We start from the raw sequence: 7,070 nt of genomic DNA on the forward strand, positions 1-7,070 counted from the left end.
AACACTCCTCGATCAATATTCTTTGAGGTAACGCGATTGTGGGAAAGCCGGGGTTAGAATGTAACCCCGGATGAGCGTTCTATGTTTTTTAGTGTTCCTTTGGGAATCACTTCGCCGCCGCTGTGGTAGCTGATATCAGCGAATCGTTTCGGATCGTCTTTATGTATATATCGTCTGTGACTTGTTCCGTTACCGTGATTCGGGGACTCTATGAAGCCTGCTTTCTTTAAGGCACGAATAGCATCTCTTACTTTAACCTGTTTCCCCAATCGCGTTACCTCCTCTCTTGATCTAATTATAACACGCGTTATTATGCGTGTAAATAATTGAATGCGCGTAAAAATGCGCATATTTATAAGATCATCAATTATTTATAGAATGGGGTTTCGTTAAAATCTCGTATTTCATTGAAGGTTTCGACAAGCCACGGAAGAGCAATGGGCAAAACAAAAAAGCCGGGCCGCAAAAAACGGAACACCGACTAAGAGAAAATGAATATCCGTTAATAATGTATGCGTATCCATTGAAAGTGAGTGCGTTTATATTTTAGTATTGCCTGTTCGCATTTTGTTCGTATAAAATATTCATACAGAACAAATGTTCCAATTTTGAACAGGAGGAAATAACATGGGAATCGCAGCACTAAAACTTAAAAAGTCGGCAGCAACACGACCAACGCGCGACGAATTTGAATTGGAGGAGATTGGAAACGCGCTCACCGAAGCTCACCGGGAAAAGAAAGAGGTTGTCCTGACCGTATGGGGGATGGATGAGCCTGTACGCGGCCGAATCGTGAAGATGGACGCTGATACGCGGCGGATCCATGTGGAGAGGTATGGTGAGACAACGAAAGTCCCGTTTTTGGATATTATGAGAGTGGGAAGCCCGGAGTATTGATCCTCCGGGTTTTTATTTACTGATTAACGTATATGCATTCCCCTACCACAATAACCCGCAGCTGCAGTATGCCGCGGAGCAGGTCTGCGCACCGGGCGGTGCGTATATCCTGCTGTCGGCGACACCGCCGGCAGAGCTGCAGCGGGCGGTTAAGAAGGGCACGCTGCCGCATGCCCGCGTAGCCGCAAGGTATCATCGGCATCCTCTTCCGGTTCCTTTCCTAATGGGATGCCCGGGCTTGAGGCAAACGCTTCGGCAGGGCATACTGCCTGGAAAACTAAAGCAAAAGCTGCAGGCTTCGCTCGATCGTGGCGCTCAAATTTTCGTATTCGTGCCGAACATTGCGATGGTCGAGCCGTTCAAGGAGCTGCTGCGCCGGGCTTTCCTTGATGTGAACATACAGGGCACGTCCTCCAAGGATGCTGACCGCGCAGGCAAAGTAACGGATTTTCGAGCCGCGAAGATTCGCATGCTGGTAACGACGACGATTTTGGAACGGGGGGTTACGATACCAAAGTCGGATGTGTTTATTTTGGATGCGGACTCGCCTGTTTTTGATGCTGCTGCGCTCGTCCAAATGGCCGGAAGGGCAGGTAGGTCCGCTCAAGACCCCAAGGGGCTGGTCGTATTCGCCGCTAAAGAAAAGACACGCTCACAATCCCAGGCTGTGAAGCAAATCGTGGATATGAACGTTCTTGCCCTCAAAAAAGGGTATATTGATGCTTAAGGAGGGACTGCGGTTGTTAAAGATCGGTGAGGTGACCGAGTGGCTCATCCGCATTATCAGCCGGACGGAGACGCTGCTTGCGCCCAGATTATCGTCCTGCCTGGTGTGTGGAGGAAGAAGAGGGAGCGGGACAATACGCCTACCTGTCTGCCGGCGCTGCTATGAACTTATACCCTGGATACATGCCGTACGATGTGACCGGTGCGGCCGGCACGTGGAATGCCCGGACTGTCCGCGGCGCAAATCTACATACTTTACCCAAAACCGCAGTGTTGTTCGTTATGACGAACATATGAAGGAATGGCTGGCCCTTTATAAGTATCGGGGGAAAGAATCGCTTGCGAGGGTACTCGGCCCCATGCTGCTGCACGCTTATCATTTGCATCACAAGGGCAAAGCCCGGTCCGATGCGGCCGAATGGATCACTTACGTTCCTTTGAGCGCACAAAGATACGCCGAACGGGGATTTAATCAAGCAGAGCAAATGGCCAGGGAGCTTGGGAGATTGACCGGTATACCGGTCATTTCTCTGCTGACCAGAGCCCGCCACACCGACAAGCAAAGCTTCAAAGCCAGAGCCGATCGGCTTGACGATATGGCGGGGGTGTTTGTACCTGATCTTTCTCAAATCGCTCCTATTGCTTCGGCATGCCGGAAGGGGCGAGTACGTCTTTACCTTGTGGACGATGTGTATACGACCGGAAGTACCTTCAACGAATGCGCCCGAACGATCAGGACTATTTTACCGGTTCACGTGTATGGGGTCAGTTGGGCAAGGTAAAAATGGCATGAAAATTCTCACATTTGTCAAAAAAAGGAGTGCATTGTCGTATTCTTTGAGATAAACTAAACGTAGATATGGGCCGAAAGGAGCGGGGGGTAACATGAGTCTCAATGTGGCAAACTGCAGTAGGTGTGGTAAAGTTTATGTCAAGAATAACTACGGCATGTGTCCAAACTGCATTAAGAGTCTGGAAGCGGAATATGAAAAATGTTTACAATTCCTTCGGGAGAACCGGACATGCACGATTCAAGAGCTTAGTGACGCAACGGGCGTAGACATCAAACAGATCGTCAAGTTTATCCGTGAAGGCCGTATTTCCATCAAAAACAATCCCAATATGACCTATGACTGCGATATTTGCGGAGCGCCGATTCGCAGCAACAATATATGTGATAACTGCCGAACACGCTTGGTGAAGGACTTTGATCACCTTCACGAAGATGAGGAACGAAAGAAAATTCGTGAGGAGCAGCAGCAAAGGAATGCTGCATTTAAAATTAGGGACAGGCTTGAAGATCGACAAAATAAATGAATTCCATCTAAACTTTTAAAAACAGCCCACCGATAAAAGTAGTAATACAGGAATCGGTGGGCTTACTATTGCTGTCAGTCGAGGTGAACAAGATGAAAATTAATGGGACGAATCAGGTTAGTCCGGTGAACCAATACAAGAAGAACCAGGAACATATACAAGCGGCGGCATCCGGGAAAAAGAGCAAGATGAAAGATCATGTGGAAATTTCTACCGAAGCCAAGGAGCTGCTTGAAAGTTCCGGGGCGAAACCGGCAGATCGGGAAAGACTTGACGAATTGAAAAAGTCGGTGAAAGCGGGTTCGTATCATGTCGATGCCCATACGCTGGCTGAAAAAATATTTCCTTTTTTGAAATTCTAGTTGGAGTGGAGAGCCATGTCTTTGGAAGCCCTGTTGCAAACGATGGCGGAGCTGAATGATGTTCATAACACCTTGTTGGATCTTGCAGAGCGGAAGAAGCATGTAATTATCCATAACGAAGTGGAACAATTGATGCAAATTGTGAACAAAGAAAACAAGCTGTTGAAGCGGATCGGGGAATTGGACCAGCAGCGTCTGGAAGCAACCGGAGCCTTTCTCATGGAGAAAGGGTATAAGCCTAATCCCCGGGTGACCGTCAGCGACTTGACGAAGATTATTTTTAATATGGACGAAAAAAAGCAGCTGATGGATGAGCAAAAGCAGCTCTTGGCAACCATCCGCAAGCTGCGGGAGCTGAATCAGTTCAATCAACAGCTTACCGAGCATTCTTTAAAATATATTAATTACTCTCTTGACCTGCTTGCCGGTTCATCTGATGATGAAGTGATTTATCATAACCCGCACCAGCAATTGAGTTCAAGTATGAAGCCGAATCGGTTGTTTGATACGAAGGCATAGAACGGGAGTGTATTCCTATGAGATCAACTTTCCATGGACTGGAGACTGCGAAACGCTCATTGTTTACGCAGCAGGCTGCTTTACAGACGACAGGACACAACATAGCCAATGCCAACACTGCAGGTTACTCTAGGCAGGTTGTGAATATGAATGCATCAAGACCAATTGAAGCCGTAGGCATGACACGATCGAATGTTCCCGGTCAATTAGGCACAGGGGTTGAATTCGGCTCCATCACGAGAATTCGTGAAAATTTTTTGGACAATCAATTCAGAAATGAAAATAAATCCTTTGGCAGTTGGTCCGTCCGACAAGATACATTAGAGAAGCTTGAAAAAATCATTAACGAACCTTCGGATACCGGTATTCGAACAGTGATTGATAACTTTTGGAAAGCGTGGTCCGATCTCAGCAAAGATCCGGAAAACACGGATGGACGAAAGATTGTCCGCGAGAATGCATTGGCTCTTGCGGATGCCTTTAATGCCACAAGCAAGCAATTAAACGACTTGAGCGCTGATCTGACAGAGAACATTAATGTAAAAGTAAGCCAAATTAACACGATTGCTTCTACTATATCTAACCTGAATAAAGAAATTCAGCGCGTAGAGGGAATAGGTGATAACGCTAACGATCTTAGAGACCAAAGGGATTTGTTGACCGATGAGTTGTCTAAAATTGTGAATATCCAAGTAGTGGATACGGATCAAGGTTACACCATCACGATGGGAAATACAGCCATTGTTGCAGGCGGTACCCCGTCTGTGATGACAAGCGATATCTTAAATCAGGCGTTTGCCTCCGGTGACCTTAACGGCGGTGAAGTATATGGCATGATTGTTTCGAGAGATCAATATGTGGCAAGCTATATATCGGAGCTGGATACGATTGCGAATACTTTGGTGAATGGGAAAATCACCGTAACGATTCCTAAGGACTCGGTTTTGCCCGAGGGGACCGTGTTGAACGGGGTCACCTATTCAGGCAGTAACAGGACATTGACCAGCGATCTGACCGTCGAAGTGAACGGCTTTAACGGTTTGCACAAGCTCGGATATAATCTGGGAAATCCATCTTTCGGGGTGCCTTTCTTTGATGAAAACTCCGGACAACCGGTAACGGCTGCGACATTTAAGGTGAATTCGGCGATCGTCGATAACCCCAATCTTATTGCCACTTCTATGCGTACAATAGGCACGGGAGCGAATGAAAAAGTCGTGATCGGAAACAATACGGCGGCTCTTTTGTTGTCTCAGGTGAGGGATGCCAAGTTTAGTTTTGGAACAGGAGCCAATGCATCTATGGCAACAGTAGACGATTATTTTCGTTCGGTTGTCGGTCAGGTTGGCGTACAAACCAAAGAGGCCCAACGTCAAGCGACCAACCAGAAAATTCTTGTAGATCAAGTGGAATCCAGAAGACAATCGGTGAGCGGCGTATCGTTGGATGAAGAAATGTCCAACATGATTAAGTTTCAGCATGCATACAACGCCGCGGCCAGAGCGATGACCACTTTTGATGAAACGTTAGACAAAGTAATTAACGGCATGGGTGTCGTTGGCAGATAATAGATGAAAAGGAGGGGGAATAATGCCGTTAAGAGTAACGCAAGGCATGATCAGTTCGCAATTGCTGAGGAACGTTTCTACGAATCTGGGCCGATTGAGTCATTTGGAGAATCAGTTGTCCACCGCTCGCAAGATCAATGCTCCATCCGATGACCCCGTGGGAATCACATTTTCATTAAGATATCGGAGTGAGCTTTCGGCAACCGATCAATTTCAAAGAAATGTGGACGCAGGCGCTTCGACCCTGGATTTTACGGACACGATGCTGGGACAAGCCGGAGATGTGCTGCAGCGTGTAAGGGAATTGGCTGTTAAAGGCGCCAATGCTACCAATCCGGATACAGCTATGGAAGCCATGAAAACCGAAATCGAAGAAATGTATAAGCAGATGGTCGATATCGGGAACAGCAAGTTTAAGGGGAAATATGTGTTTAATGGTCAACTCACTGATATTAAGCCCTATACCGAAGCAGGGGCAGCGACAGAAACGACGGATTACGGGCTTTTGCAATTTGAAATGGGACCTGGCATTAAGCTGCCTGTTAATATTACCGGGGCTGATGCTTTTGGTCTACCTACGGATCCCGATAATGTGTTCCTCATTTTGAACGATATGATCACCGATCTTGCCAATAATAATCACGCCGGGGTTAGTAATGCTATTGACAAAATTGATACAAGAATGAACAAGATTCTTGAGATGCGTTCAGAGGTCGGAGCCAGAATGAACCGGATTGAACTCATTCAAGGAAGATTGGTCGATATGAGCACCAATTTACAAAGCCTGCAGTCCAAAACAGAGGATGCGGATATGGCTGAGGTGATTACAAACTTAAAAATGGGTGAGAATGTATATCAGGCTGCTCTTTCGGCGGGAGCCAAAATTATTCAACCTAGCTTAGTCGACTTTTTACGCTAGGAGGTCGGTATAGAAGATGGTCTCTTTCCCCTCCATCTCCATTCATCAACAGTTTGCGCAGCTGGGTATTGATGCTGACCACGCAACGCTCGAACAAAAGCAGCCGAAGGCGACCTACGAGATGAAGCGGGTACCGCCGAAGCTGCAAATTGAATCTCCGCGCGGAGATCTGCAAATCGACCAGAGCAAGGCATGGGATGCGCTGAACAGAGGAGGCCATCTTGAGACGATGAACCGGATTTATTCGGAGGCCAAGAATGTAGCGCTGCAAGGGATCGCGAGAATCGTAGAGCAAGGCAACCGTCTCGGCAACATCGCAGCAGGTGGGAATCCTATAGCCGATAATGCGCAGCAGCTTTTTTTCGAACGTTTTGAGTTTAATTTTGTGGGGCCGGCGGCGTATGATAATGTGGATATTCACTATACTGCAAACAAACCGAGGATCGAAGTGACTGATGGCCTTGTAGAAGTTAATGTACAGGTGAACCGGCCGGAGCTGAACGTTTCTCGAGGAAAGCTGGACATCTACATGCTGCAATATCCAAAGGTAGAAATTACACCTCCGCAAATTGATCTGAAAATATAGGCAAGAAACTACAGGTTAAAAAGTCTGTAGTTATTGATATATTTTTCGCAAAGCTCCGGCAGGAGCTTTTCTTATTTCCATGCGCGCCTAGCCAAGCTAGGCACAACTAGCCGGTGCAAGTCCGGCCGAGGTAAGAGCCAAGTCGCCTCGTAGCTGACGGGCAACTGGTGGAGAGA

The 7,070-nt window shown here is 47.2% G+C and carries 9 protein-coding genes and 1 pseudogene; 9 read left to right on the plus strand and 1 reads right to left on the minus strand.

What is annotated here, in order from left to right:
* Positions 1-53: 53 nt before the first annotated feature.
* On the minus strand, positions 54-269 hold the full coding sequence (locus BLT35_RS25740) for a type II toxin-antitoxin system HicA family toxin (RefSeq protein WP_074730041.1): 216 nt from the start codon (positions 267-269) through the stop codon (positions 54-56).
* A gap of 358 nt (positions 270-627) precedes the next feature.
* Between BLT35_RS25740 and BLT35_RS25745 the strand changes: the two genes are divergently transcribed.
* From BLT35_RS25745 to BLT35_RS25785, 9 genes and pseudogenes are all read left to right on the plus strand, one after another.
* The gene (locus BLT35_RS25745) at positions 628-897 is read left to right on the plus strand and encodes a YolD-like family protein (protein WP_074730202.1); all 270 of its coding nucleotides are present in this window, start codon (positions 628-630) and stop codon (positions 895-897) included.
* A 34-nt stretch (positions 898-931) separates the two neighbouring features.
* Positions 932-1,624: pseudogene (locus BLT35_RS25750) on the plus strand (helicase-related protein); the annotation flags it as partial.
* A gap of 13 nt (positions 1,625-1,637) precedes the next feature.
* Positions 1,638-2,405, plus strand: a complete 768-nt coding sequence (locus BLT35_RS25755; protein WP_254777678.1) for a ComFC family protein — start codon at positions 1,638-1,640, stop codon at positions 2,403-2,405.
* 103 nt (positions 2,406-2,508) lie between these two features.
* Entirely contained in the window at positions 2,509-2,940 is a 432-nt protein-coding gene (locus tag BLT35_RS25760) for a hypothetical protein (protein ID WP_054817675.1), read from the plus strand.
* Positions 2,941-3,008: 68 nt separating this feature from the next.
* Positions 3,009-3,302, plus strand: a complete 294-nt coding sequence (flgM, locus tag BLT35_RS25765) for a flagellar biosynthesis anti-sigma factor FlgM (RefSeq protein ID WP_254777679.1) — start codon at positions 3,009-3,011, stop codon at positions 3,300-3,302.
* A gap of 15 nt (positions 3,303-3,317) precedes the next feature.
* Complete coding sequence (locus BLT35_RS25770) at positions 3,318-3,821, plus strand: flagellar protein FlgN (RefSeq protein WP_062410142.1); 504 nt, start codon at positions 3,318-3,320, stop codon at positions 3,819-3,821.
* A 17-nt stretch (positions 3,822-3,838) separates the two neighbouring features.
* Positions 3,839-5,389: a flagellar hook-associated protein FlgK gene (flgK, locus tag BLT35_RS25775; protein WP_054817674.1), complete on the plus strand. Its 1,551-nt coding sequence runs from the start codon at positions 3,839-3,841 to the stop codon at positions 5,387-5,389.
* A gap of 22 nt (positions 5,390-5,411) precedes the next feature.
* On the plus strand, positions 5,412-6,308 hold the full coding sequence (gene flgL / locus BLT35_RS25780; RefSeq protein WP_062410141.1) for a flagellar hook-associated protein FlgL: 897 nt from the start codon (positions 5,412-5,414) through the stop codon (positions 6,306-6,308).
* Positions 6,309-6,324: 16 nt separating this feature from the next.
* Entirely contained in the window at positions 6,325-6,894 is a 570-nt protein-coding gene (locus BLT35_RS25785; protein WP_054817673.1) for a DUF6470 family protein, read from the plus strand.
* Positions 6,895-7,070 lie beyond the last annotated feature (176 nt).

The sequence above is a fragment of the Paenibacillus naphthalenovorans genome (genome assembly GCF_900099895.1).
Lineage (GTDB): Bacteria > Bacillota > Bacilli > Paenibacillales > NBRC-103111 > Paenibacillus_G > Paenibacillus_G naphthalenovorans.